Genomic DNA, 26,485 nt, shown 5'->3' on the forward strand with positions numbered 1-26,485 from the left:
GTTGATTGAAAGGAGGTAAGTAATGAAATCGCTAGAAGAAAAGGAAGTACACATGGTTAGTACGTATGAGGATCTTGTGCTCGAGTGGCCTTATCCACTTATTCATTTAGATAAACTAACGATCAAACATAAGGGCAATGACCATGCGAGGTTGTACTTTACGGGAATGATCGCTGAAGAGCAAGCGCAAAAGTATATTCAGCGGGTCAATCAAACAGATGAAGTGGTTGTGAAATTTGGGCGAGACAGTGCCATTTTGTTCTCAGGAAGAATTGATAATGCGGAGTTGCAGGCATCACAAGGGGTGCACTATGTATCCGTTGAGGCTGTATCATTTACAGCAAATATGGATATTGCAAAGCGCTCACGTTCTTTTCAAGATGCGAACATGACATACGTGCAGTTAATAAAAAACATCGTAAGCGCCTATCCTAGTGGGGATTACATCGACCAAGCTTCTAACGGTCAAGCCATTGGTAGTATTGCGATTCAATATTTAGAAACAGATTGGGAATTTATTAAAAGAATGGCCTCCCGTTTGCACGCCGTTGTTTTTCCTGATTTAAAAGGAAAGGGTGCTCGATTTTGGCTTGGTACACCTCAAAGCAGAAAAAGCATAACGATCGACCATCTGCCGTCTATAGTACGTATGGACGTCGATGCGTACCGGTTGATTACTGAAAACGATGGTACGGATGTGAGTGAAGCCGATTATACTTTTTGTGAGTTTGAGAGCACAGAGGCCCATGAGTTGGGCACGTTGGTGCAATTCAAGGGGAATTCCTATATCGTAACGGCTAGGGAAACCCATCTTGATGATGGCGTGTTGAAGTTCCAATATACTGCCCAACCAGAGAAAAGTATTCGTCAGCGGTTAGTACGTAATTTAGATCTCATTGGTGCAGCGTTTACAGGAAAGATCATTGATGTTACGCAAAACACCGTTAAAATTCATTTAGATATAGATAAAAGCCAGGATCAAGGAAAAGCGCATTGGTTTGCTTATTCAGCAGATGCCAATGGTGTTATGTATTTAATGCCTCAAATAGGTGCGCGTGCTCAATTGCATTTTCCAAGTGCAGTTGAAGAAGAAGCCATCGTTATCAGCTCGGTGCGTGTGAATCCAGCCACACCAGAGGGCGGGCAAAAGCAGACGCAGAAAATGGCGGACACTACCGTTAAATCATTGGCGACCAATGTTGGGAAAGATGTGACATTAGGTGTTGGTGATATTACTTTTAGTGCAGTAGATGGAGTATTGGACTTAAAGATGGATGATGGAGATGGCGTAACATTTCAAAGTAACAGTACCATCATGCTAGCAGCCGATGAAACACTCGAAATTAGTGGTATGAAAGAGCTAGCCGTAGAGGCGGAAGAATGGATTGCGATATCAGCCAAGGAACAAAGTCATGTAATTATGGCCGCTGATACACAATTAATTAGTACGCTCATTGAGCAAGAAGGTATAGAGAAGCAGAGTCAACCTCCGAAGTTAAATGAAGAAGCAATCGAAGCTACGACGAAAGTTGACTTAATCTTCCCGCAAAAGGCAGAAGAGAAGAAAGAGAAGAAAGGCTGGTTTAGTAGTTTAGTAGATGGCGTAAGTGCAGCATTGGATGTTGCTGGATTTATTCCTGTCATCGGTACATTTGCAGATATTGCGAATGCAGGAATTAGCTTAGCAAGAGGGAATTACATGGATGCAGCCATGAATTTAGCGGGGGCAATCCCAGTAATTGGTGATGCCGCAAAAGTAGCCTATAAAGCCAATAAAGCGAGAAAAATTGTAAAAACTGCGGATAAGATTATGGATGGATCAAAAGCATTACTAAAAGGGATGAAGGCAGCTTATCCGAAAATATCTAAAACGTTAGATGCAGTAAAGGGACTAGCGGAACTAGCTAACAAAGCATCTAAGGCTGTGAAGACGGCCGCAGATAAAGTCATTTCTTCGATGGATGAATTGCTCGCTGTGTCGAAGGCAGTAGACGGAATGAAAGCTATGGCCAAAGCTGAGCTAACGAAATTTAATCATGGAGTATTAAAGAAATTTAATTGTACACAAGGGTTAAGTAAAAAATTCTGTAAAAGAGGTTTTGAACCCGTTGATTTAATTACAGGGCGTATGATCTATGAAGGTATCGACTTTGAACTACCAGGACCGATCCCTCTTTCATGGGAACGCGCTTGGTACAGTGATAGTAGTCGCACTGGATTGACAGGTCATGGTATGCACTTTACATACGATCTAGCCTTAGAGATTTTTGAAGAAGATGACCTGATTGGGATTGTTGTGACGGATGGTCGCGCAGTTGGGTTTCCAATTTTACCAATAAACTTGCCGTATTTTAACAAACGAGAAAGAATGACCTTAACAAATACAGGTGAGGAGTATCATTTGTTTGAGCATGATACACGATTGATTTATGTATTTGAACAAACAACAGAAACAAAATATCGATTAAAAGAAGTAAAAAATGAGCAAGACCATCATATTCAATTTGCGTATAATCTTAAAGGTTTCCTATCTCAAGTAACAGACAGTGTTGGTAGAGTGCTCGAAGTTACGACCAATGAGGTAGGCAGAATGACAGAAGTCGCCTTACGTAATCAAATGAGTAGTGAAGTCTTAGTTCGCTATGTTTACAATGAAGGTCAAGATTTAATCGAAATCCAAGATGCATTAGGGCAAAGTACGCATATAAAATATGTTAATCACTTAATGATGCAAAAAACGGATCGCAATAAAAACAGCTTCTTCTGGCGCTACGATGGTCCAACTACAGGTGCACGAGTAATCAAGACATGGGGAGATGGCAATGTCCTTGCAGGTGAGCTTTCTTATCACGAGGGCTATAATGAAATTACGAATAGTTTAGGCCATAAGAGTTATTATTATTTCAACGAAGATAATCTCTGTACGAAAATTGTTCATCCAGATGGTAGTGAAGTAAGCTATGAATATAATGAGAACTTTGAATTACTGCAAACAGTAGATGAAGATGATCGTGTGACGACATATAGCTATGATGAGTGGGCAAATCCAGTAACGATTACTCTTGCAGATGGCAGTACCGTATCCTCTCAGTATGATGAGAAAGATAGGTTGATTCAGGCTGTAAATGCAGAGGGTGGAAGCCGTCAGTGGACTTATAATGAAGATAGTACATTGCAGGCAAATGTTTTAGAAGATGGCACGAAGACTGAATTTTCCTATAATGAGCAATATTTAATTAAAACAGTGACAAATGCGCAAGGCCATATGGTAAGCTTAGCTTATGATGCTGATCTGAACCTGAGTCAAGTAACATTACCAGATGGGACAAGTTCAACCTGGACGTATGACCGTCGTGGTAACTGCACAACAACGACAAATCCGCTAGGGGCCACAGAGAAATTCCGTTATGATAACTTAAATCGCCTTGTACGAGCAAATTTATCAGATGGTAACGATGTTCAATTAAAGTACAATGCCTACGATGATGTCATTTTAGCGAAAGATAACCATACGCAAGTAGCCTTTGATTACACCATTCTTGGCAGTTTAGTATCCCGAGAACAAGGTGAAAAGAAAGTTAAATTCACCTATGATACAGAGGAGCAGTTAAACGCTGTCATCAATGAAAAAAACGAAGCGTACCAGTTTGAACGTGATACGAAAGGGAATATCATCAAGGAAATCGGCTTTGATGATATGGAAAGAACGTATGAGCGAAGTCTTGCTGGATTGGTTCAGAGAATTCAACGTCCGGGTGATCGTTGGACAGCATATCAACATGATGTTCTAGGGAATGTCATCCGTGCTGATTATTATGATGACACTTGGGAAACATTTGGTTATGACAAAAATGGTTCGTTAATTGAGACTGAAAATGAGCATGTGACTGTAAAGCTGGAGCTAGACCCATCTGGTCAAATAATCAAGGAGTGGCAGAATGACCATTGGATTGCGAGTACCTATGATGAATTAGGTAATCGTTCACAGATTACGAGTAGCTTAGGTGCAAAAATTGATGTCGCTCGTAATGAAATGGGCAATGTGTCGCAAATCATAGCTTCTCGCTCAGAGCAAGCCCATTGGACAGCATCCATGCAGTACAATGAACTTGGTCAAGAGATTGAAAGAATATTACCAGGGGATGTCATTAGCAAATGGCAGTATGACGTTACAGGTAGACCTACACACCATCGAATAAGTAGTCAAAACCGCGATACACGAAGACGCATGTATAATTGGGATGTTAATCATCGCTTACGAAGCATGGTAAACGAGTTAACAGGTGTAAAAGTTACTTATGGCTACGATGAATTCAGTAACCTCATTTGGTCCAATCAAGGCGGTCAATTTGACTTCTTACACCGTAGTGTTGATGATGTCGGGAATTTGTATGAAACGAAAGAAAAGACAGATCGTGTCTATGGTGCCGGAAGTAGATTACTTGAAACGAAAGAGGCAACATTCTCTTATGATGATGAAGGTAATCTGATTCAGAAAGTCGGAAAGAATGGTGATACGTGGCAGTACGAGTACTATGGCAATGGCATGATGTCGAAGGTCATCAAACCAGACAACACAGAAGTTACTTTCAAGTATGACTCGCTAGGTAGACGACTAGAGAAGTGTTCTGACGAGAAAACTATGAGATTCGTATGGGATGGGGATACTATCCTACATGAGTATTACTTACGGAATAATTCAGATGAATTTGAAAATCAAGTGGAGTATTCTTCACTTAATAACTCTGAAATACCAGACAATCTAGTCACATGGGTATTTAATGATGGGTTCGTACCTTCTGCTAAAATCACGAACGAAGGTAATTACAGTATTATAAGTGACTATCTAGGAACGCCTGTAGAAGCGTATGATGAACAAGGTAATAGGGTTTGGTCAGCAGAACTTGATATTTATGGACGAATGAAAGAATTCACAGGTGAGAAAGACTTTATTCCATTTAGGTATCAAGGACAGTACCACGATATGGAGACGGACTTATACTACAATAGATTCCGATACTATGATCCTGAAATAGGCATGTACACCCAACAAGACCCGATAGGACTTGCGGGTGATAATCCGACATTGTATGGGTATGTTGGTGATCCAAATATTTTAATAGACCCACTTGGTTTAAGGAAAAGCTCTTATGGTGCCTCTAAAAAAGGCTATTCTACAAAAGATGAGGCAGCATTAGCGGTTTTGGAATATATTAATCCTAGATCAATAAAACAAAACACAGAATATGGGGGTTTTGTATACCAAAAAGACGGACAATTTTATACTACCAAGCCCAAAAAAGGAACAACGGCAGGTTTTAAACCAATAACTGCACTAAGTAGAGTTCCAGAAGGTGCTGCAGTAGTTGGTAATTATCATACTCACGGTGCAGAAGACGCAAGGTTTAAAAGTAATGAATTTTCACGTTCAGATTTCAGAGTTCATGACGGTGCAGTTGGAAGATTCGGTAGTGGTCACACATCTTATTTAGGCACACCAAGTGAAGGTTTTAAGAAATATGATCATGAAAATGGAGTCCAAAGTCTAAAATGTCGTTGATAATATTCAAAAAATTTTCACTGAGGTGTATTAGATGGGGGTTATTGTAAATATTAATCTTTCAAGTTTAGTAAAGTATCAACAGGATGTGATTGTTGGAGAGGTGTATTTTTCCTACGGAAATAATGTTTTTCCAAAAATAAAAAAAGTAAATTGGATAGATTATATTGTTGATGTCTTGATTGATTGGAATCAAGCTTTTGAAAAAATAAAAAACAATTCAGATGAGACTACCTTCCAATTAAGTTTTTTTGACGGACCATTTAAAGCTGATGTAGTAAATAAAAATGGTTTATTAAAATTTCAGTTCGTGCAAACAAAACAGGGTACAATAATATCAATGACTGAATGTGAATGCGACTTGATAGAATTTGAAAAATCCTTAAAAGCTGCTACTAAAGAATTGTTAATTGAATTAAAGAAAAGAAATTGGATTTCTAAACATACGGAAGAGTTATCGAATTATATCACTGCTTAATTCGTCACTTTGAGATCGGATCGATCCTAAAAAAGGGGATATTAGTTTAGAAAAATAAAAATCTAAGCCCGTATAAAAATAGACTCGTTATGACATGAAAAGTCATGGCGAGTCTTTAAAATTTTCAATTTTCTATTCGTGAAAAATGGTTGAATTTAGAAATGTGGCAACCGGATGTATACACAGCCTGATCCGATTGGGCTTGCGGAGGAAATCCTACTTTATATGGATATGTAAGTGATACGAATAAATTATTAGATGTTTTTGGTCTATCTTCTACTATTGGGCAAGCGATAAAATTAATAGAATCAGGTGCTACAGACATTACTGTAAAAAGTTTTGCTGATTCTGAACACCTTCTATATCAAATGCAACTAAAAGATGGATATACAAGCTCGGCAGGAATGAATAGTACAGCAGCAAGAGATTTTTATTCAGGAAAACCATACTATCATTGGGATACTCAATGGGAGTGGAACAATGTATAAATGCTAATTTAATATGTACATTCCTGCTTGAATAACGATGTACAAAAATGCTCTTCCATTTCATACTAATACTGAGGTGTTAGTATGCATATTCAATTAGAGATTGAGACAGAATTTAAAATTAATAGTCTTTCAGATTTAGCAAATTTTAAACAAGTAATGGAGCATTTAAACATGAAGGTTAATAAAAGTAGATTAGCAAGGGATATAGGCGTAGATCGACGAACAATCGATAAATATCTAAATGGCTTTATACCAAAAACAAAGCGTAATAAGCCATCTAAAATTGATGAGTTCTATCCGATTATTGCCAGCCTCTTATCAGAAGATTCTAAGCAGGTATTTTATTATCGACGTAATCTTTGGCAGTATTTAAAAGACAACCATGGTTTAGAGTGTGGGCAATCTACATTCCGTACCTATATGGCCAATACGCCAGAATTTAAGGCTTACTTTGAGAAAGCTGAGCGTGTATCTTCTTTGAATGGCGGTATCCGTTATGAAACACGTATGGCCAAACAAGCACAGTTGGATTGGAAAGAAAGTATTCTTTATGAAACAAGTGATGGTGAACAGGTGGAGATTAATGTAGCCGTGTTAGTGCTAAGCTACTCTCGTATGCGGTTCTTCTATATGAGTATTTCTAAATCGCAGGCAGTTTTATTTGCTTTCTTAACCGACACGTTTGAAAAAATGGGTGGTGTACCAGAAGAACTCATCACTGACAATATGAAAACCGTGATGGATGAAGCACGAACAGAACATTTTGTAGGAAAAGTGAATGCGAAGTTTGCGCAATTTGCGAGAGATTTTGGATTTAACGTGAACCCTTGTGTAGCAGGTCGTCCACAAACAAAAGGAAAAGTGGAGACAACGATGAAGTTTTTGGATGAGATCCATGCCTATCAAGGAAAGTTTAACATAACTGAATTACACGCCTATATTGAAAAATTGTGTAATCGTATCAATCATGAAATTCATCAAGGAACGAATAAAATTCCGATTTTAGAATTCCAAAAAGAAAAGAATCACTTACTCCAGCTACCAACTGAACGAGTAAGAGATTCTTATCGAATCAACCATACGCTTGTGAAAGTCAATGCATCCAGCATGATTTCCTACAAGTCCAATCAATACTCCGTACCACCGGGGTATCAAGGCAAAAAAGTAGGGCTACAAGTGTACGATAATCAATTATGGATTTATTATAACATGGAACTAATCGCGCAACACAAAATAAGTGAAGCAAAACTAAATTATCAAGAGGCACATTATCGTGAACTGATTACAAAGGCCATGCCCGAATACCCTGATATTAACGATTTAGCAAAACGGAATTTAGCAGCGATTGGAGAAATGTATAAATGAATTCAATAATGAGTACAAATTATCAGCAACTACAGCAAAACTTAGAGTATTTAAAATTAAAGCAAATGGGCATCCATTTGAATGAAGTCATCGACTTTAGCATTAAAAATGAGCTTTCTTTTATCGATACACTTATTAAATTGACAAACTATGAAATCGATGTACGTGAGCAAAATATGATTCATGCGATGGTGAAAGTCGCTGCATTTCCGCATTTAAAGGAAATAAAGGATTTTAATTTTGATTTCCAACCAAATATTAACCAGCAACAAATACTCGATTTTCAAAGCCTACGTTTTATCGAAGAAAATGAGAATATTGTATTCCTTGGTCCAAGTGGTGTCGGCAAGACCCATCTGGCTACAGCAATTGGCATTACTGCAGCTAAAAAGCGAACAAGTACCTAATTTATTAAGTGCCATGACTTAATTCAGAATCTGAAAAAAGCCCGTTTAGAAAACAGGCTAGAGAGTCTATACAAAATATAAATTATTAATCATCGATGAGATTGGTTACTTACCTATTAATCCAGAGGATGCGAAACTGTTTTTCCAGCTTATTGATGCCCGTTATGAGAAACGTAGCACGATTTTCACAACGAATGTGAACTTCAAATCGTGGGGTGAAATTTTCCCTGAACCAAAGCTAGCGAACGCGATTTTAGATCGTATTTTACATCACGCAAGCGTTGTCTCAATCGTCGGTGATTCATACCGATTAAAGCATCATTTAACCTCGGAAAACGAGTAATTTTGTACACCCTTAAACGAGCAAAAATGTACATATTGGTGTTGACATTTATAGTTATCAAGGACAATATGAAGATGTAGAAATAGGACTGTATTATAATCGATTCAGATACTACGATCCGGAACAAGGGAATTATACTCAAGTAGACCCGATTGGACTTGCAGGTGGAAATCCTACTTTGTATGGGTACGTGAGTGACTGTAATTCACAATTTGATCCGTTTGGGCTATGGAGTATCATGGATGAAATACCATCTTTTCAAGCGTGGCAAAGGCATCACATTATTCCGAAGTCATTAGGTGGCTATGGGAAGACAGGGTTTATACATGATGCAATAAGACTATCAGGTATAGATGTTGATAAAATTTCACGTAACGTTGTTCATTTACCAATGTTTGAAGGAATGGACCCTAATAGATCATTGCACAATGGCTATAATCAAGTACACTTAAAATATAATGAGTATGTTGGAAAGGAACTTGATAGAATATTGAAAGAAGGCAAAGCTCTGAATGCAGGAGATTTGTTTTACAAAAATAGGGTAAATGATTTAATGGATGACTTACGAAAAGGTTTAATGTCAGGAGAAATTAAATGCGGATAAAAGTAAAATACCATATTATTGAGAGTTTTGATGTTTCAATTACTGATGAAGATTTGATTTTTAACATTGATGATCCAAATAATAATAAATGGATGATAAATTATGGAGTATCGTTAGATGAAAAAATTAGTTATTTTGATATTATTGTTTATGGCGATACAGACTTATTTTTTAAACAAGATATCATTTTGACTAAGGGGATTTATTTGGTGAGTGAGAAATTTATTGAAACATGGCAAGAAATAGTAGGTATTAATGATGATGTTCAATGGATTGAATTTAATCTTTTAGACTCAGAGGGGATTCAGATACCACATAACTATAAAATAATTAACTTTACTAATACTATTAATTGTATTAATTGGGAAGAATCCGAATTTAATGCATTTGATGAATTAGAAAAGGATTATAATTTTTACATGCCTATATTTGATAAGAAAAGGTTGGAGGGTCTTGAGTATGGGTGTGTAGATTACGAAAGAAGTATATTTATATCAAATGTGATTAAAAATTCTTTAGAACAATATAGTTTAAATTCATTAGTTTTTAAGGAAATTAACTAAAATTTTATTACTAAATTTCCTATCTCTAACAAAGGTTTATTTATTAAATTTTGGTGGTATTGTTTCCTGTATATTTACTATTCTGATTCCTCCGAGGCAGGGTATTAACAGCAAATGGAGGCTATACTTACAAAAAAATATTTATTTCAAAACATAATCAAAAGAGTAGCGTAAATTCCAAGAATCTGGATTTATTGCTACTCTTTCTTTTTATTAAATCTATTTACCTTTTGGATATGAATGTAGTAAGTAAGTTAACTGGTGTACGAGTGACCTATGGTTATGACAAATTAAGAAGTGATTCTAGGATATATTTATAAAAAAATGAAGGATTATTGAAAAAAGGTTAGGAACCTGTAAATGCAAGCGATATGCTTCTGAATTAACGATGAAATTTAGGGAGGATGCAATTAATTTTGCTAAGGAACAAGGTTATGTAAAAGGTACTTAAAAACTAATAAAATGGAAAGGTGGATTTTAAGTGAAACATGTACAACCTGGTCCTAGAGGTGCTTTTAAGGATACAAGTCCTCCTTGGCACCATAATGCACAAAATCCAGAAAAGATACAACTCGTTCCAAGGGGGCAACATAAAGCTCCAGGTCCGGTGCAAGGCAGTCTTCATCCAAACCAAGAGGGTGGATTTAAAAAACTTACAAGTGGGTGTAACATGATGAAAGAAAAAATGAATTTAATTAGTATTAGGGATGTGTTATCGCATCCAGAAAAGAATCCAGAGACTTGGTTCTATCTTCCTGCAAATTTAAGAGAATGGAATTTAAATACAAAGGGGATATTTTCATTAGATAGCTTTGACTTTCCACCCGATTCAGATGATTTTTTACCGGAACAAGTGAAAAAAGATGGGTGGATAGAAACGTTGGATGGTGCAAGTATTGAAGATGTAATTGACAATGTAAATAATCAGATAGAAAATCCATCACTAGATCAGTTACTCCAAGCGTTTATTTTTTTTGAAAATGATGCGTTTATAGTTTTTTAGGTAGTTGGATAATGATAATTGGAAAAGAGAATTTTGGCATGATAGGGCGCAAAAAACTTTATCAAAAAAAAAGCGGAGGATGTTTAAAATGAACAAAGAGCTTCTAAAAAAGATTAATAATTTTTTAAAAAAGAAGAAAATAGCAGTCTTATTGGTAATCCTGCAAGTATGCAAGAAATAATAAATGCAGAGAAGATTTTAAATGTAAAATTTAATGATCAATATATAGAATTTATTAAATTATTTGGAGGGGCTTATGGAGGATTAACAATCCGAGCTTTTAACAACGGAGATTTAATCGGAAAGTCAACAGTCATAGATATCACTTTAAAATTTAGAAAGATATTTATAGAAGAAATTTTTGATTTTAAGGGCATAGAATATGAAGGTGAAAGTTTAGAGTTTTTACTAAAAAATTCATATGTTATTTCAGATGATGGTTCTGGGAATCCAATTCTAATGAATGAACAAGGGAAAATATTGGTTTTTCTGCATGATTCAGGGGAAGTGGAGTTATTATATAATTCATTAGAAGAATTGTTAATAGAAACTTATTCAAAAATATCATGATCTGTAACAAATCTTTGGTCCTTTTGTTCTTTCGTAATAATACCTAAACTTTTAAAAATGTAGATTTATATCTATCTATAGTTTAGCTTATGATGCTGATCTGAACCTAAGTCAGGTGACATTGCCAGACGGGACAAGTTCAACCTGGACATATGACCGTCGTGGTAACTGCACAACAACGACCAATCCGCTAGGGGCCACAGAGAAGTTCCGTTATGATAACTTGAATCGTCTTGTACGGGCAAATCTTTCAGATGGAAACGACGTTCAATTAAAGTACAATGCCTATGATGATGTCGTTTTTGCGAAAGATAACCATACGCAAGTAGTCTTTGATTACACCATTCTGGGTAGCTTGATATCCCGAGAACAAGGTGGAAAGAAAGTTAAATTTGCCTATGATACAGAGGAGCAGTTAAACGCTGTCATCAATGAAAAAGGCGAAGAGTATCAGTTTAAACGCGATACGAAAGGCAATATCATTAAGGAAGTCGGCTTTGATAACATTGAAAGAACGTATGAACGAAGTCTGGCAGGTTTGGTTCAGAGGATTCAACGACCTGGTGATCGTTGGACAGCATATCAGCATGATGGTATAGGGAATGTCATTCGAGCTGATTATTATGATGACACATGGGAAACGTTTGGTTATGACAAAAATGGTTCGTTAATTCAAACTGAGAATGAGCATGTGACTGTAAAGTTCGAGAGAGATTCATCTGGACAAGTGATCAAGGAGTGGCAGAATGACCATTGGATTTCAAGCAGTTATGATGAATTAGGCAACCGTTCACAGATTACAAGTAGCTTAGGTGCAAAAATCGATGTCGCTCGCAATGAAATGGGTAATGTGTCACAAATCACGGCTTCTCGTTTAGAGCAAGAAAATTGGACAGCATCCGTGCAGTACAATGAACTCGACCAAGAAATTGAGAGAATTTTACCCGGAGATGTCATTAGCAAATGGCAGTATGATGTAGCAGGTAGGCCAACAAACCATCGAATAAGCAGTCAAAACCGTGATACACGAAGACGCGTCTATAATTGGGACGTCAATCATCGCTTACGAAGCATGGTAAACGAGTTAACAGGTGTAAAAGTTACCTATGGTTACGATGAATTCAGTAACCTCGTCTGGTCCAACCAAGGCGGTCAATTTGATTTCTTACACCGGAGTGTCGATGATGTAGGGAATTTGTATGAAACAAAAGAAAAGACAGATCGTGTCTATGGTGCCGGAAGTAGATTACTTGAAACGAGAGAGGCAACATTCTCGTATGATGATGAAGGAAATCTTGTTCAGAAGGTTGAGAAAAATGGTGATACGTGGGAGTACGAATATAACGGCAATGGGATGATGTCTAAGGTCATCAAGCCAGACAACACAGAAGTTACTTTCAAGTATGACTCGCTAGGCAGACGAATTGAGAAGTGTTCTGACGAAAAATCCAAAAGATTCGTGTGGGATGGGAATACGATTCTCCATGAGTATTTCTCGCAAAATGATTCAGATAAATTTGAAAATCAAGTTGAATCTTCTTTACAGACTGAGTCCAAAATAATAGATAATCTAGTTACATGGGTGTTTAATGATGGGTTTGTACCTTCAGCTAAAATCACGAGTGAAGGTAATTACAGTATTATTAGTGACTATCTAGGAACGCCTATCGAAGCCTATGATGAAGAAGGTAATAGGGTTTGGTCAGCTGAGCTTAATATCTACGGTAGAGTGAATGAATTTACTGGTGGGAAAGACTTTATTCCATTCCGTTATCAAGGGCAGTATGAAGACATGGAAATCGGATTATATTACAACAGATTCCGATACTATTCTCCAAGTGAAGAGATGTGTATACAACAAGACCCGATAGGGCTTGCTGGTGGGAATCCTACGTTGTATGGATATGTTTATGATCCTCTGACAGAGTTTGATTTAGTTGGATTTAAGCCAACTAAATATGGGGATAGATTGTACTTAAAGGAGTTATTAGGCCCTTTTGCAAAAAAAGGTGGCGTTTATTTCTTCCCAGAAGGTAATAAAATGTATGTTGGTAAGGCAAAAAATCTTTATAAGAGGTTGTATCAACATCTAAACAAAGGAAAACTAGATCCAGCTGTTTTAGATAAAGATCCGAATGCCTTAACAGATAAAGATTTATTTAAATTAGAAGATGATTTAATAGAAAAATACGAATTAAAGAAATATAATCCTAATGAAATAGAACTATCTAATAAAATTAACAGCCCTGGAAAGAACATTAAGAAAGGTACTAAATGTAAACCTTAAGGGGGAAAATCAATGTATGATGTAGTCACTGTAAAAACTAATTTTAAACATTATAATGTGTTTATCCAAGAATCTAAATCTATAGATATTGAAAAAAATTTATTAAAGGGTAATAATGGAATATCTTTAGAAATGGAAGAGGAGTTTTTACCAAATGTGAATTTTTTGAGTGAAATAACACAATTGGAATACTTAAATTTAGGTAGAAAAGATTATGGAAATTTGAAAGCTATCGAAAAACTAGTTAACTTAGAGTATCTCAGTTTAAAAGGGAACTGTGGAGAATTCCTGAATTTATCAAAGCTTTTAAATTTACAAGATTTATTTATTTTGTATAACAAAAAGATTGAAAACATTTTTGACTGCGTGAATTTAAAACGTTTAGTAATTCATCACTATAAAAAAAAGAATATTGATGATTTTACAAATTTAAAAAATTTACAGATATTAGAGATTTGGTCGTCACCTATTCAAAATTTAGATGGATTAAAGGATTTAAAAGAAATAGAGCAGTTGGAATTACGATATTTATCAAAATTAGAGTCAATTGACGGTATTAAAAACAATTCTTCGATTAAAGAGTTATGGATTCAAAATTGTAAAAAGGTTAATGATTGGGAGGTTCTTGGCACATTATCAAATTTGAAAGTTTTAACTATAGAAGCATGTGGAAATATACCATCATTAAATTTTTTAAATAAGCTAGAATCACTAGAATCTATTAGATTAGTTTCAAACACATTTATAGAAGATGGAAAATTGTCATGGTTGATTGACAAGGAAAGTATGAAATATTTTAATACACCAATAGAAAATCACTATGATATTAACCTTGAAACCCTTAGCAAATTTAATGATTTTGGGATAAGAGACAACTGATAATTTTGTATAGAGATAAAGTATAAAAGAAACAGACCGTATCTAATTAGTTTTTAATTCAGTAGATACTAATACGCTATAGCGTTTCATTCTGAATCATAATTTAAATTCTTACACTGTTGTGTAAAATAGCAATCTCTATGAATAAAAGAAAAGAATTTGTTACATGTTTTAAACACCACAATATGATTCGTACAAAATTAAACCTTGGTAACTATTGTAAAGAAATTTATACTTACATCAAAAGAGTGGCATAAATCCTGAACGGATTTTATTGCTACTCTTTTTTAAAATGAATTTTAGGAAATGATTGAAGTATAAATCTAGCACTTGAACAAATAAGTAAGAGCGAAGAATAATTAAAGAATACCGGCCAATGAGAAATTCCGTTACGATAGCTTGAATCGCCTTGTACGAGCAAATCTTTCAGATGGTAACGATGTTCAATTAAAGTACAATGCCTATGATGATGTCATTTTCGCGAAAGATAACCATACGCAAGTAGCCTTTGATTACACCATTCTCGGCAGCTTGAAGGCTCGAGAACAAGGTGGAAAGAAAGTCAATTTCACCTATGATATAGAAGAGCAGTTAAACGCTGGCATCAATGAAAAAGGCGAAGCGTATCAGTTTGAACGCGATACGAAAGGCAATATCATCAAAGAAATCGGCTTTGATGAGATGGAAAAAACGTATGAGCGAAGTCTGGCAGGATTGGTTCAGAGAATTCAACGACCAGGTAATCGTTGGACAGTGTACCAGCATGACAATTTAGGCAATGTCATTCGAGCTGATTATTATGATGACACATGGGAAACGTTTGGCTATGACAAAAATGGTTCGTTAATTGAGACTGAAAATGAGCATGTGACCGTAAAGATAGAGCGAGACCTATCTGGACAAGTGATCAAGGAATGGCAGAATGACCATTGGATTGCGAGTAGTTATGATGAAGTAGGCAACCGTTCACAGATTACAAGTAGCTTAGGTGCAAAAATCGATGTCGCTCGTAGTGAAATGGGAAATGTGTCACAAATCACAGCTTCTCGCTCAGAGCAAGAAAATTGGACAGCGTCAATGCAGTACAATGAACTTGGACAGGAGATTGAAAGAATCTTACCAGGGGATGTCATCAATGGCAGTATGATACGACGGGTAGACCGACACACCACCGAATAAATAGTCAAAACCGTGATACACGAAGACGAGCGTATAATTGGGACGTCAATCATCGATTACGAAGCATGGTAAACGAGTTAACCGGTGTAAAAGTTACCTATGGTTACGATGAATTCAGTAACCTAGTCTGGTCCAATCAAGGCGGTCAATTTGACTTCTTACACCGTAGTGTCGATGATGTCGGGAATTTGTATGAAACGAAAGAAAAGACAGATCGTGTTTATGGTACCGGAAGCAGATTACTTGAAACGAAAGAGGCAACCTTCTCTTATGATGATGAAGGTAATCTGATTGAGAAAGTTGAGAAGAATGGTGATACTTGGAAGTACGAGTACTATGGTAATGGCATGATGTCGAAGGTCATCAAGCCTAACAACACAGAAGTTACTTTCAAGTATGACTCGCTAGGTAGACGAATAGAGAAGAGTTCCGACGAAAAGATAATGAAATTTGTATGGGATGGGAATATTATTCTGCATGAGTATTTCTCGCAGAATGATTCAGATAAATTTGAAGATCTAGAGGAATATTCTTCACAGAAAAAGTCTGAAATACCTGATAATCTAGTCACATGGGTGTTTAATGATGGGTTTGTACCTTCAGCTAAAATCACGAATGATGGTAACTACAGTATTATTTGTGACTATCTAGGAACGCCTGTAGAAGCCTATGATGAAGAAGGTAATTCGGTTTGGTCTGCTGAACTTGATATCTACGGTAGAGTGAATGAATTTACAGGTGAGAAAGACTTTATTCCATTCCGTTACCAAGGGCAGTATGAAGATATAGAAATAGGATTGTATTATAATCGATTCCGTTACTACTCACCAGTTGAGGGTATGTATACTCAGATTGATCCAATTGGGTTGGCTGGTAAGAATCCTACGCTTTATGGATATGTACGTGACTTGAATAACTGGGTGGATATCTTTGGATTAAGTCCTAAGGATTATGCAGATCAAATTGGTTATGGAGCCGGATTGAGTGAGCATGTAATTAATCAAAGAATTGCAGATAATAATTTCAAAACATCAGGAACTAACTATGCGGCTATAAAATATCAGAAAAATGGAAATGAACTTATTGAAGAATGATCCTGGATTGATGCACTCTGAAGAAAAAATCATTGCAAAATATGCAAATAATCCAAGTATAAATATTTTAGAAATATATTCTGAAAGACGCCCTTGCAAAATGTGTGAGCCGCTTGTCCGTAAATATTCACCTCATGTTACTTATGGTTTTTCATATACTCCTGCGGGTAAAAAAGCTTTACAAAATGCTATCAATATACGTTGTAAAAAATAGTAAACTTAAATTAAGGAGGAATATATGGAACCAATTATAAATGAAATTAAAGTACAATTTGTAAAAGTAGCTGAAACTGAAATAAAGGCATCTTCACTTCTCACAGATTTGTGTAATAAGTTAAATTTATTATTACCGTATTATAATAATGCACTTACTTTTTATTCAAATGATCTCTATTCATTCAACATCAATGACAAATCTGTTGTTATTTTTGGTCACGATCTTGGAGGGTATTTTGTATTAGATGAAAATAATGGGACGATAGGACATTTGATTGAAGATAATGGAAAATTAAAAGTAAGGTTTTGTAATACTAACATCAATCAATTTATATGTTTTAATAACCTCTTTATATGTATGGTTTATAAAATAATAAATAATGAGATAAGTGACAATTTTTTTGATAGCTTTATTGAAACATTAGAAAAATTCTTTAGCGATATTGATAAACAGGCACTTTTTAACGAGGAAAACTTTTGGTCTGAAAGGGTTTATGAATTATCTGATGGTTTTTTCCCTTTGGGTGATGAAAGAATAAAATTTTATGAGAACCTTAAAGAAATTGAGGATTCGAAAGAAAAGTAAAATAATAGACAGCCAACCAATCTATTTATACAGTGAACCTTGCAATAGGCTGCTATACTTTTTTGATATTAACTAATGAGATTTGAAAAGAAATAAACGATTAAATCTTAAAAATAAAATATGATAATATTTTAAAAACTCATAACACATATACTGAAAGTTAAAACGATTAGAATTATCACAGATAAGAAAAATTCTATGGGCCTCTACTTTTGCTATACCGATTTAAAATGATTTGGAGGTTAATTTAAAAGTTTAAAAGGGCAATAAATCCATTTAAAAGGATTTTATTTCCCTTTTGTTCTTTCATAATCACCATCGAATAAGTAGTCAAAACCGTGATACACGAAGACGCATGTATAATTGGGACGTCAATCATCGACTACGAAGTATGGTGAACGAGTTAACCGGTGTAAAAGTTACCTATGGTTATGATGAATTCAGTAGCCTCGTTTGATCCAATCAAGGTGGTCAATTTGACTTCTTACACCGCAGTGTCGATGATGTCGGGAATTTGTATGAAACGAAAGAAAAGACTGATCGTGTATATTGTGCTGGAAGTAGATTACTTGAAACAAGAGGGGCAACATTCTCTTATGATGAAGAGGGTAATCTAATTCAGAAGGTTGAGCAGAACGGTGATACGTGGAAGTACGAGTACTATGGCCATAGCATGATGTCGAAGATCATTAAGCCAGACAACACAGAAGTTACTTTAAAGTATAACTCGCTAGGTAGACGAATAGAGAAGGTTTCTGATGAAAATACAATGAAATTTGTATGGGATGGGAATACTATCTTACATGAGTATTTATCACAGGATAATTCAGATATATTTGAAAACTTAGATGAGTATTCTTCACTTAATAACTTCGAAATACCAGATAATTTAGTCACATGGGTGTTTAATGATGGGTTCATCCCTTCAGCTAAAATCACTAGTGAAGGTAATTATAGTATTATTAGTGACTTCTAGGGATGCCTGTAGAAGCCTATGATGAAGAAGGTAATAAGATTTGGTCAGCTGAACAAGATATTTATGGACGAATGATGGAGTTCACGGGTGAACAGGATTTCATTCCGTTTAGGTATTAGGGTCAGTATGAGGATATGGAGATCGGATTATACTACAACAGATTCCGATACTACTCTCCAAGTGAAGGAATGTATACTTAGCCTGATCCGATTGGATTAGCTGGAAATAATCCGACATTATATGGATATGTAAGTGATCCAAATACTTTTATTGATCCATACGGATTGCAAGTTTTATTTGGTCAACGAAGAATTAATGACACCTTTAGAATGAATTCTGATGCTCCTGATTATATAAGAGGGAGAAGTATTTATGATGTAGCAGACGATCTAATTAAGAAAAATCTGCACCCAGATCAGCTCCCTGTAACTTATTTTGTTGATCCGAAAACAGGATTAAAAGTAGCAGAGAGCAATCGAACACTTGCTACATTGGCACTTGCAGATATGAAACCAACAGTATTAAATGAAATCCAACCTACCGCAGAAGTTTTAGATCGATTAAATCAAAAACCAATAAGGCATAAAGGAGTCACTTATAACATGCCTGGAAATGCAGTTCCTGTAACACCAGGTCAAAACAACCTTACTGTTAAAAACGTAATAAAATTGCCATGTGAGGGAAAAGGTTAGGGGAATTTATTTATGAGTAATTCGATAAAAAAAGTTGATTTTAAATGGAGATTTGATAGTTGTGGTGATCCTTATTTTAAGTTAACTGAAAAAGGATTGGAAGTAAACTTTGCTGTATATTTAGGTATTGAGGAGGAAAGAATCGAAATTAATTCACTTTTAAAGAAGTACGGATTTGAATTTGACACGAAAATAACAGATCACGACAGTGTTTATAACTCAATATTTTCGCAACTGGACAAGCAAGGATTGGAAGGTGACATTCAGTTGCTAGATTCTATTTTTAATCATGCAGGATCTGCTTTGGTTTACTTCAATTTTACATCTTTTGATTATGTTTTTTATTCGAGTGAGGAGGAGATTATTAAAAAATATAGTAACTTTGCTCCAATTTTTCATAATATACGAGGTCTCTATGAAGAGATTAATTCACAAGGTGAAAGAAATTACTATGTTTTTGTAGGACATGATTCATCACTTGTTATAAAAACATCAAAAGAATATTCTAGCTTATACATAAAAAAATTTTCAGAAATTAATGGACTGTAGGCACTAGTTTTTAAAATGTTCGTTAGAAACGAAACAGCGCTTGTACAGAGACAGTATTTCCTTTTATATCAAAAGAGTAGCATAAATCTTGATTTTAAAGGAGTTATGCTACTTTTTCTTGTTAGAAAAGGAATTGTTTTTATCTCGTGTATTTAGTGACCACCACCATCTGTATTTTATTACACAAAAAACTAAAACTGCAGGAAGCCTTGATACAAAAGCATTTATAGCCACTTATCGAAAATAAAAAACCGAAAAGAGAAGAAGGCTATACACACACAGAAAAAAGCGGAGACCTTTTTACATGTGTTTTTTGTTCACTGTCATGCATTAAAATTAACTTGGTCAAGAATTAGAGAGAGTATTACCAGGAGAAGTCATTAGCATGGCAATATGATATAAAAGGTAGACCGACACACCATCGAATAAATAGTCAAAACCGTGATACACGAAGAAGAGTATATAATTGGGACGCCAATCATCGCTTACGAAGCATAGTAAACGAGTTAACAGGTGAAAAAGTTACCTATGGTTACGATGAATTCAGTATGTGGTCCAATCAAGGCGGTCAATTTGACTTCTTACACCGCAATGTCGATGATGTTAGGAATTTGTATGAAAGAAAAAAGAAAAGACAGAACGTGTCTATGGCGCCGGAAGTAGATTGCTTGAAACGAGTGAGGCAACATTCTCTTAATTATGATATTAGATGGAAGTATGGTATTTGGTCAAAAACGAAAGTAAATGAAGAATATCGGAAAATTTATCCTAAATTTTAGAACCAAAATTATTATTTTATTAGGATGTTGTAGTAAAAGTAATGCCACCCTTTTATTTGATGACCAAGCATTTTCTTAGATAAGTAACAAATACTTGGTGGTTATACTTATGGAAGTTTAAACCACCGTCAAAGGAGTAGCATAAATCCTTCGGAAAATGGATTTTACTGCTACTCTTTTTTATAGCATCAATGCAGTGCAATGAACTCGGTCAAGAGATTGAGAGAATCTTACCAGGGGAAGTCATAAGCAAATGGCAATATTATGCAGATGGTAGACCAGCACATCATAGAATAAGTAGTCAAAACCGTGATACACGAAGACGAGTGTATAATTGGGACGTCAATCATCGATTACGAAGCATGGTAAACGAATTAACGGGTGTAAAAGTTGCCTATGATTACGATGAATTTAGTAACCTCGTTTGGTCCAATCAAGGCGGTCAATTTGACTTCTTACACCGCAGTGTCGATGATGTTGGGAATTTGTATGAAACGAAAGAAAAGACAGATCGTGTTTATGGTGCCGGCAGCAGATTGCTTGAAACGAAAGAAGCAACATTCTCGTATGATGATGAAGGAAATCTTGTTCAGAAGGTTGAGAAAAATGGTGATACGTGGGAGTACGAATATAACGGCAATGGCATGATGTCGAAAGTCGTGCGCCCAGACAAGACAGAAATTACATTCAAGTCTGATTCGCTAGGTAGACGAATAGAGAAGAGTTCTGACGAAAAAACAACATGTTTCGTCTGGGATGGGAATACTATTCTACATGAGTATCTTTCAGAGGATGTTTCAGCTGAACTAGAAAATGATAATTTAGTCACATGGGTATTTAATGATGGGTACGTACCTTCAGCTAAGATCACAAATGAAGGTAACTATAGCATTATTAGTGATTATCTAGGGACGCCTGTCGAAGCCTATGATGAAGTGGGTAACAAGATTTGGTCGGCTGAGCTTGATATTTATGGATGAGTGATGGAGTTCACTGGTGAGCAGGATTTCATTCCGTTTAGGTATCAGGGGCAGTATGAAGATGTAGAAATAGGATTGTACTATAACCGATTCCGTTACTACTCTCCAAGTGAGGGGATGTATACTCAACGAGATCCGATTGGGCTGGCGGGAAATAATCCGAACTTGTATGGATACGTAAATGACACAAATAGTTGGGTTGATTTATTCGGATTAAGTGGTGAAATAGTATACCAGTTTTAATAAGCAAAAAGAAGTTATCTATTACGGAATAACTAAAAGAGATGCCTTGATCAGGATGACAGAACATAAGGGCTACGGTAAGATTTTTGCTAATATGGAAATATTGGCAGAAAACCTTACGCATGACCAAGCAAGGTCAATTGAAGGTGATCTAATTAGAAAAAGATTGGCAGCTAGTAGGGGGAAATATTCGCCTAATGACTCTATCGAAGAGCGGCTTAAAAAATCTGGGTTATTAAATAAAAACAGAGGAAGAGTTAAAGAAAGATGGATTTCATCTGATCCATTGAAAGATTTAGAGGATAAAATGTTTGATGAACCAAAAAAAGTTAAATGCACTAGGAGATGATAAAAATGAGAATTTACGGAGTGAATCCTGTAGAAAATGAAGCAGCGGAGTTTGAAAATGCTCTATACATTAATCTAGCAATTGACGAAATAAATAAAAGTAATGAATGGTTAAAGACTTCCGATAAATCCTATCAAGTAATGTTAGCACATATCGAAATTTTATTAATGCTTGCTAGAAGGTTTCCCGGTAATGCAAATGTATTAATTAAAAAATTTCAGACAAAGGAATGGAAAGAAACATTTAACGAATGGTTTAATAGGTGTGAAAAAAAATATCATCTAAATATAGAGAAGGCATTAAAGCTAATGCTGATGAACTCTTTACTGAATTGGAGGAATACGGTAATAATTTACGTTATTAATGCTATTACTAATAAAATAGTATTACTAAAGTTTATCGATGGACGAGGTACATCGTGAGCATAAAAGAGATGAAAAAATAGATCCGATTGGGTTTGCTGGTGGAATAAGACTCTATGGATTTGTGGTTGATACAAATTTATGGATTGATATCTTAATCTGCTGGTGGATGTATGAAAAGATAAAATGAAAGAGCTTTTTTATTTGAAGAGCGAAAAAGATATTACAACTGAATGAGGGGTATCGCTATTCCTTCACAACAAAAAATCCTGAACTCTTTAAATGTGTTCTAAAACACATATTTTTAAGGTTGTACTTGTGAAATTTTTGTAAATACTACGAGGAGTAAAATGTAACACATGATAAAAATTACAAAAAAAAATAAACTTGAAGTAGGTCAAGTATTTGCAGTGAAAATTGCTCATATTGACAAATGGACGATTGCACAGATATGTTGTTTGCCTGAAACTGATGGGTACTATGCGATTGGAATTGGATTATTTGATGTAATTGAAGCGAGTTTACAGAGTGTGCAATTTAATCTAGATACCTATAATCTTGAAAAGCCAATAATTGTCGGTACATTTGATGTTAATCCTAAAAAAGACTGGACTTTGATTGGAAGTAAACATGTATGTTATAAAAATTTTGACTTAGAAAAAAGCATTACTGGTACATGGGGATGGATTAATAATACTGAAAGTGGTTTTTGGGGCATTTTGGAGATTTATTTCGGTGTTTATCCATGGGATTTGTTCGTCGGAAAATCATCAATTGAAAATAAAATAATTGGGGAAAGGCCTTCTAATATACGATTGCTAAAAGGTTTTGATTTGACAGAAATCACAAATCTGGGTTTATTAGGTACAATTAAACATGCGAATAGGTTAGATGAACTTAACGAAAAGTAATATTTCTACGTCTCATGGAAATATTATTCTACATGAGTATTCAGAGAATTATTCGGTTAAACTAGAAAGTGATAATCTAGTCTAGGAGTAATTAATGGTGGGCTAATACCTTCAGCTAAATATTGGCATAGAAGTTATAGATGCTCAAGATGTTAGATTTAACAAAAGTCTTCAAAAATTTTATTGGCCTGAAGAGGTACTTAGCTATAGTGAAAAACTATATTCCACGATAGCTGTACAAGTTGTTCCGATAATCAAAGATTCTCATAAATAAAGATAGTTTTAACTATGCTGTGAAAATGGTTTGAGATAGTATCAGGGTCTTACATTAACGAATTCTAAATTGGTTACTTGATGATAAAGTGATATTAAATTCCAAAAAACATATGTAAAGAGGAGCATAAACCTTTTTTATATATGTTTTTCTTGTTTAAGCTCATTCTTAAAACTACTGTAAAGCTAGAGCGAGACCCATCTGGACAAGTAATCAAGGAATGGCAAAATGACCATTGGATTGCGAGTAGCTATGATGAATTAGGCAACCGTTCACAAATTACGAGTAACTTAGGTGCAAAAATCGATATTACTCGTAATGAAATGGCCAATGTGTTACAAACCCAGCTTCTCGCTCAGAACAAGCCCATTGAACAGCATCCTGCAGTACAATGAACTTGGTCAAGGGATTGAAAGAGTTTTACCAGGAGATGCCATCAGCAAATGGCGGTATGACGTAACTGGTAGACCAACACACCATCGAATAAGTAGTCAGGGCCGTGATACACGAAGACGAGTGTATAATTGGGACGTCAATCATCGCTTACGAAGCATGGTAAATGAGTTGACGGGCGTAAAAGTTACCTATGGTTACGATGAATTCAGTAACCTAGTTTGGTCCAATCTAGGTTTTTAGCAGATGAATCTCCGGGTATAAAACAAGCTAAAATTGGAAACCAACTTAAAGTTGATCCAGCTACTAATCGAGTACTTGAGGGACATGCTAAAGATGGAAAGATTCTTTCGTTTTATATAGCACTTCCTGAATTCGTTGTAGAGGATCCTTTTACAGATGCAGTTAATTACGCGCTAGAAAAAACAAAACTATCAAAGTTTGAGGTTAAATGCAAATGTTAATATTTAGTAGGGAACATGCGTTAACAAGTTACGCGATATACAAAATCTCTTCTTTATCCAAAAACGAAATCGATAATATCCTTTGTTCCGATTATTTGGATGAGGAAGGTGAAACAAAAGAATATGATAGTGTTTACTCTCCCAATGTTCAAAACTTTTTAGTTGACCATTTTACTACTATCATTCTTGTTGGAATATCAAATAACTTTTTAAAAAAATTTCTTGAAGATTGTTTTAAAGACGATGTAAATATAATTGGAGATGAGGAAGTTTTATATAAATGTCCATGCTGTGGGTATCTTACTCTTTCAACTCGAGGCGAATATGAAGTGTGCCGCGTCTGTATGTGGGAGGATGATGGCGGATTGGAAAATGATATAGACCGTATTAGTTCTGTAAATCATTCTTCAATTAAAGACTATAGAGATAAGCACCGAATGCTTCTTGAACCAGAAAATATCCCATATAAAAAAGGTGACTAAATCAATTGTATTTGTAATATAGAGAACGCTCGAATTTCAATCGTCAAAAGCGAGAAACCCGAAGAAGAGATTAGCCTTCAAGAATATAGTGTAAAGAAAAATTTGGAATAGACTTTTTACCTTTTCGCTTCCAAGGACAATACTATGATATTGAAACTGGCTTATATTATAATCGTTTCAGATATTACGACCCATCCATTGGCATGTATACTCAACAAGACCAGATAGGTTTGGGTATGGGTATGTTGGCAATCCAAATATTTTAATAGACCCACTTAGTTTAAGGAAAAGCTCTTATGGTGCCTCTAAAAAAGGCTATTCTACAAAAGATGAGGCAGCATAGCGGTTTTGGAATATATTAATCCTAGATCAATGAAACAAGACACAGAATATGGGGGTTTTGTATACCAAAAAGACGGATTATATTACTCTACAAAACCTAAAAAAGGTAAAAAGGTGAGTTTTAGACCAAGTACTGCCCTAAACAGAGTGCCAGAAGGTGCTACTATAGTTGGAGGTTATCACACACACGGTGCAGAAACGTTTGGTTATGACAACAATAATTTTTCACCTGCAGATATAGACTTTCATAATTCGGCAACCCAGCATATAGATAGTGATTTCACTTCATATTTGGGTACACCTAGTGAAGGCTTTAAAAAATATAAAGACGGTAAGACTACTTGCCTAGGTTGATTGGATTATTGTAAACCTATAATACACTGTAGGTATCTATAGAAAGGTATTTAATATGATGATTAATGTAAATATTAACACATCTAGTTTGGTAAAGTACCAGGACTTGATTGGTGGAGAGGTGTATTTTTCTTTCAAAGATACAGTTTTTCCGAAAATAAAAAAAGAAAAATGGTCAGATTTTATTGTTTGGGTCTTAACTAATTGGAATGAGGCTCTTGAAAAAATGAAAAATAGTTCAGATGAGACTGCTTTTCAATTAAAATTTTTTAATGGACCATTTAGTGCAAATGTAATAAATATAAATGGTTTGTTAAAATTCCAATTCTTGCAAGAAATATATGATAAAACAAAAATAGTATGTGAATGTGAATGCGACTTGTTAGAATTTGAAAAGTCTTTAAAAGATGCTACAAAAGAATTGTTAATCGAATTAGAGAAAAGAAACTGGATTTCCAAACAAACCGAAGAGTTATCGCATTATATCACTGTTTGATTCGCCATTTTGAGATCGGATCAATCCTAAAAAAGTGGATATTAGTTTAGAAAAATAAAAGTCTAAGCCCGTATGAAAATAGAAGTCTAAAATGTTATTGATAATATTAAAAAAATTTCCACTGAGGTGTATTAGATGGGGGTTATTGTAAATATTAATCTTTCAAGTTTAGTAAAGTATCAACAGGATGTGATTGTTGGAGAGGTGTATTTTT

Annotated in this window: 27 protein-coding genes and 1 pseudogene; all 28 read left to right on the forward strand. The window is 35.2% G+C overall.

Annotated elements, in window-relative coordinates:
- Positions 1-22: 22 nt before the first annotated feature.
- The 28 genes and pseudogenes from ACMZ42_RS21040 to ACMZ42_RS21175 all read left to right on the forward strand — a co-directional run bounded on the left by ACMZ42_RS21040 (position 23) and on the right by ACMZ42_RS21175 (position 26,271).
- Positions 23-5,560, forward strand: coding sequence for a DUF4329 domain-containing protein (locus tag ACMZ42_RS21040; RefSeq protein WP_415732678.1), 5,538 nt, complete (start codon positions 23-25; stop codon positions 5,558-5,560).
- Between the two features lie 34 nt (positions 5,561-5,594).
- On the forward strand, positions 5,595-6,038 hold the full coding sequence (locus tag ACMZ42_RS21045; RefSeq protein WP_415732679.1) for a hypothetical protein: 444 nt from the start codon (positions 5,595-5,597) through the stop codon (positions 6,036-6,038).
- Between the two features lie 572 nt (positions 6,039-6,610).
- Entirely contained in the window at positions 6,611-7,894 is a 1,284-nt protein-coding gene (gene istA, locus ACMZ42_RS21050; RefSeq protein ID WP_415732680.1) for an IS21 family transposase, read from the forward strand.
- Positions 7,895-7,902: 8 nt separating this feature from the next.
- A pseudogene (gene istB / locus ACMZ42_RS21055) lies at positions 7,903-8,644 on the forward strand (IS21-like element helper ATPase IstB).
- A gap of 46 nt (positions 8,645-8,690) precedes the next feature.
- Positions 8,691-9,248, forward strand: coding sequence for an RHS repeat-associated core domain-containing protein (locus tag ACMZ42_RS21060; RefSeq protein WP_415732723.1), 558 nt, complete (start codon positions 8,691-8,693; stop codon positions 9,246-9,248).
- Entirely contained in the window at positions 9,239-9,811 is a 573-nt protein-coding gene (locus ACMZ42_RS21065) for a hypothetical protein (protein ID WP_415732681.1), read from the forward strand. Before ACMZ42_RS21060 ends, ACMZ42_RS21065 begins: the two co-directional genes overlap by 10 nt.
- Positions 9,812-10,292: 481 nt before the next feature.
- Positions 10,293-10,814 (forward strand): hypothetical protein, encoded by a 522-nt coding sequence (locus ACMZ42_RS21070; protein WP_415732682.1) that lies wholly within the window; start codon positions 10,293-10,295, stop codon positions 10,812-10,814.
- A gap of 168 nt (positions 10,815-10,982) precedes the next feature.
- Positions 10,983-11,384 (forward strand): SMI1/KNR4 family protein, encoded by a 402-nt coding sequence (locus tag ACMZ42_RS21075; protein WP_415732683.1) that lies wholly within the window; start codon positions 10,983-10,985, stop codon positions 11,382-11,384.
- Positions 11,385-11,505: 121 nt separating this feature from the next.
- Positions 11,506-13,671 carry an RHS repeat-associated core domain-containing protein gene (locus ACMZ42_RS21080; RefSeq protein ID WP_415732684.1) on the forward strand — a complete coding sequence of 722 codons (2,166 nt, stop codon included), beginning with the start codon at positions 11,506-11,508 and terminating at the stop codon, positions 13,669-13,671.
- A gap of 12 nt (positions 13,672-13,683) precedes the next feature.
- Positions 13,684-14,550 (forward strand): hypothetical protein, encoded by an 867-nt coding sequence (locus ACMZ42_RS21085; protein ID WP_415732685.1) that lies wholly within the window; start codon positions 13,684-13,686, stop codon positions 14,548-14,550.
- Between the two features lie 399 nt (positions 14,551-14,949).
- Positions 14,950-15,729 (forward strand): hypothetical protein, encoded by a 780-nt coding sequence (locus ACMZ42_RS21090; RefSeq protein ID WP_415732686.1) that lies wholly within the window; start codon positions 14,950-14,952, stop codon positions 15,727-15,729.
- A gap of 65 nt (positions 15,730-15,794) precedes the next feature.
- Positions 15,795-16,823 (forward strand): RHS repeat domain-containing protein, encoded by a 1,029-nt coding sequence (locus ACMZ42_RS21095; protein ID WP_415732687.1) that lies wholly within the window; start codon positions 15,795-15,797, stop codon positions 16,821-16,823.
- Positions 16,813-17,037 (forward strand): nucleic acid/nucleotide deaminase domain-containing protein, encoded by a 225-nt coding sequence (locus ACMZ42_RS21100; RefSeq protein ID WP_415732688.1) that lies wholly within the window; start codon positions 16,813-16,815, stop codon positions 17,035-17,037. The genes ACMZ42_RS21095 and ACMZ42_RS21100 overlap by 11 nt, the downstream gene beginning before the upstream one ends.
- Positions 17,038-17,061: 24 nt before the next feature.
- Positions 17,062-17,625: a hypothetical protein gene (locus ACMZ42_RS21105; RefSeq protein WP_415732689.1), complete on the forward strand. Its 564-nt coding sequence runs from the start codon at positions 17,062-17,064 to the stop codon at positions 17,623-17,625.
- Between the two features lie 514 nt (positions 17,626-18,139).
- On the forward strand, positions 18,140-18,601 hold the full coding sequence (locus tag ACMZ42_RS21110; RefSeq protein ID WP_415732690.1) for a hypothetical protein: 462 nt from the start codon (positions 18,140-18,142) through the stop codon (positions 18,599-18,601).
- Positions 18,602-18,603: 2 nt separating this feature from the next.
- A complete protein-coding gene (locus tag ACMZ42_RS21115; protein ID WP_415732691.1) occupies positions 18,604-18,720 on the forward strand; it encodes a hypothetical protein in 117 nt (38 codons plus the stop codon).
- Between the two features lie 210 nt (positions 18,721-18,930).
- Positions 18,931-19,293 (forward strand): hypothetical protein, encoded by a 363-nt coding sequence (locus ACMZ42_RS21120; protein WP_415732692.1) that lies wholly within the window; start codon positions 18,931-18,933, stop codon positions 19,291-19,293.
- Between the two features lie 12 nt (positions 19,294-19,305).
- Positions 19,306-19,842 (forward strand): hypothetical protein, encoded by a 537-nt coding sequence (locus tag ACMZ42_RS21125; protein WP_415732693.1) that lies wholly within the window; start codon positions 19,306-19,308, stop codon positions 19,840-19,842.
- 970 nt (positions 19,843-20,812) lie between these two features.
- On the forward strand, positions 20,813-21,601 hold the full coding sequence (locus tag ACMZ42_RS21130) for a hypothetical protein (RefSeq protein WP_415732694.1): 789 nt from the start codon (positions 20,813-20,815) through the stop codon (positions 21,599-21,601).
- A 3-nt stretch (positions 21,602-21,604) separates the two neighbouring features.
- Complete coding sequence (locus ACMZ42_RS21135; protein ID WP_415732695.1) at positions 21,605-21,844, forward strand: RHS repeat-associated core domain-containing protein; 240 nt, start codon at positions 21,605-21,607, stop codon at positions 21,842-21,844.
- Between the two features lie 55 nt (positions 21,845-21,899).
- On the forward strand, positions 21,900-22,193 hold the full coding sequence (locus tag ACMZ42_RS21140; RefSeq protein WP_415732696.1) for a hypothetical protein: 294 nt from the start codon (positions 21,900-21,902) through the stop codon (positions 22,191-22,193).
- A 5-nt stretch (positions 22,194-22,198) separates the two neighbouring features.
- Entirely contained in the window at positions 22,199-22,615 is a 417-nt protein-coding gene (locus ACMZ42_RS21145; protein ID WP_415732697.1) for a hypothetical protein, read from the forward strand.
- A gap of 299 nt (positions 22,616-22,914) precedes the next feature.
- The gene (locus ACMZ42_RS21150) at positions 22,915-23,466 is read left to right on the forward strand and encodes a hypothetical protein (RefSeq protein ID WP_415732698.1); all 552 of its coding nucleotides are present in this window, start codon (positions 22,915-22,917) and stop codon (positions 23,464-23,466) included.
- 426 nt (positions 23,467-23,892) lie between these two features.
- A complete protein-coding gene (locus ACMZ42_RS21155) occupies positions 23,893-24,135 on the forward strand; it encodes a hypothetical protein (RefSeq protein ID WP_415732699.1) in 243 nt (80 codons plus the stop codon).
- Between the two features lie 449 nt (positions 24,136-24,584).
- Positions 24,585-25,079 (forward strand): CPCC family cysteine-rich protein, encoded by a 495-nt coding sequence (locus ACMZ42_RS21160; protein WP_415732700.1) that lies wholly within the window; start codon positions 24,585-24,587, stop codon positions 25,077-25,079.
- Positions 25,080-25,186: 107 nt separating this feature from the next.
- On the forward strand, positions 25,187-25,345 hold the full coding sequence (locus ACMZ42_RS21165) for an RHS repeat-associated core domain-containing protein (protein ID WP_415732724.1): 159 nt from the start codon (positions 25,187-25,189) through the stop codon (positions 25,343-25,345).
- An 82-nt stretch (positions 25,346-25,427) separates the two neighbouring features.
- Entirely contained in the window at positions 25,428-25,775 is a 348-nt protein-coding gene (locus tag ACMZ42_RS21170; RefSeq protein WP_415732701.1) for a DUF4329 domain-containing protein, read from the forward strand.
- Between the two features lie 55 nt (positions 25,776-25,830).
- Positions 25,831-26,271, forward strand: a complete 441-nt coding sequence (locus tag ACMZ42_RS21175; RefSeq protein WP_375199412.1) for a hypothetical protein — start codon at positions 25,831-25,833, stop codon at positions 26,269-26,271.
- Positions 26,272-26,485: the final 214 nt, after the last annotated feature.

Source organism: Lysinibacillus sp. NPDC056185, from assembly GCF_047737915.1.
GTDB lineage: Bacteria > Bacillota > Bacilli > Bacillales_A > Planococcaceae > Lysinibacillus.